This is a genomic window from bacterium, from assembly GCA_040753555.1.
Lineage (GTDB): Bacteria > UBA9089 > UBA9088 > UBA9088 > UBA9088 > JBFLYE01.
The window spans coordinates 1-1639 of the sequence record JBFMDZ010000324.1; the positions used below are offsets into that span (position 1 = coordinate 1).

A 1639-nucleotide genomic window follows, 5' to 3' on the forward strand; every position below is an offset into this window, starting at 1 on the left:
GATATAAACTGAACTTTCGTCATTCATGCTGCCATTGAGGCTATCTGAATTATGAATTTAAGGGGATTTAAAACCTTCTTATCCGTGTCAAGCTCTTTATTTTGGTTAAAAGGGGCAAAAACAGGGTCAAAACCCCCAGAAATTTTTTGCATCTTAACCTCTGAGGTTGAGTTATCAAAAAATGCAGAAGCCCATAAACTACGACGTAAAGTAGCTAACATATCAAGAAAGGATGGCGTCTGTTTCTGATTATACCAGGGAGCCTTTGGTCTAATATCATAACAAGATTTATAACCATACTTGGCATACCAAAGGATGATAAGGCTCATAATGAGAAAGCCAAATGGAATCTCTCTTTTGACACTCTTTGGATTTCGGATTTGAGGATCATTAATCCCAAGATACTGTTTGCTGTCTCGATGGGTAACCTCTATAGACCATCGACCAGCAATAAGCTCTAAGACATCCCAGGGTAAAAGAGAAAAGTCAGTGGTAAAGTAGAATTCATCATTATATTTACCCAGAGGGTCTCTGACAATGAGGATATAAAGAAGTCGATCTTTGGCAACTCTATACCAAAGGGCTTTGATTCCTTTAACCATGAAGATGCGAGTTTCTCCGTAAACAGTTGCTTCTATCTCCTTGAAGGGGATACTTGGATGATTTGCAATTTGTTCTGGAGTGGGTAGACGATCACCCTTTTTTCGAGGTGCCCCTCTCTTTCCTGTTGGCTTGGGAGGTGATGTAAAGATAGCTGCATCCTTGCGAATACGACTCACAATCTCAACGTTCTTTGGAAGATCTGGAACAACAGTATTGTTGGCATAAGCACCATCGACGACATGAATACTCTTATACTCAGGAAACCAGGAAGCAAATAGGCAAAGCATCTCAACCATAAGCTGACAACGAGTTTGGTGAATATCCTCTTTTGTAGAATAGGGTTGCTTTTTAGAACAATACCTTGCCATAATAGGCAGGCAGATATAGCGCTCATTGAAAAAAGGGAGTTTGAGTATGATACCCAAGGTAACCCAGTTCTGTCCCCATCGAAGAACTGTAATGTTCTTGGTGGAAAGCACAGGATCTCTAAACATACCTGTTCCTGGTATCTTGTGACCACTTTTAGCATAGAGTGTATCATCACCAGCAGTGACGATGGGATTTCCTGTGGGTATAAAGACTTTAACAATCATTTTTGCCACCAATTTGCTCAAGAGATCGATATTCCATTTAGCTCTGCTAAAGAAGTTGTAGAAGCAACTGTGATGTTTTTTGTTAACTGCATCTGCTGACTGAATTACTCTTGTAATTGTCTTGCGTCCTGGGGTTAAGACCCAACCTGTAATGAGGGTCTTGAAGTTCTCGAAACTGCTCTTTGTAAAACAGTCAGAGAAGATGTTTAATAAACCTTCAAAAGATACCGATAAAGAAAGTGTCAATTCGGTCCTCCTTTAAGAAATGTTTCTTACTTTCTTATCGGCAGGACCGACTTTTTTTAAGCTCCTTTGTCAAAAATGGCGAAACTATAGTTTGCCTAATGGCAACGATTTTGAGCTTGATTTGATTTTCCAGGTCAACAATTCATTTTATTGGATTGAGGCCAAAACCGGTGATTATCAACAACACATTGGTAAAT

General features: G+C 39.5%; 1 protein-coding gene. It reads right to left on the reverse strand.

Annotated features, from left to right (window positions below; translation table 11 throughout):
- Positions 1–23: 23 nt before the first annotated feature.
- Positions 24–1442, reverse strand: a complete 1419-nt coding sequence (locus AB1630_13070; protein ID MEW6104717.1) for a transposase — start codon at positions 1440–1442, stop codon at positions 24–26.
- Positions 1443–1639: the final 197 nt, after the last annotated feature.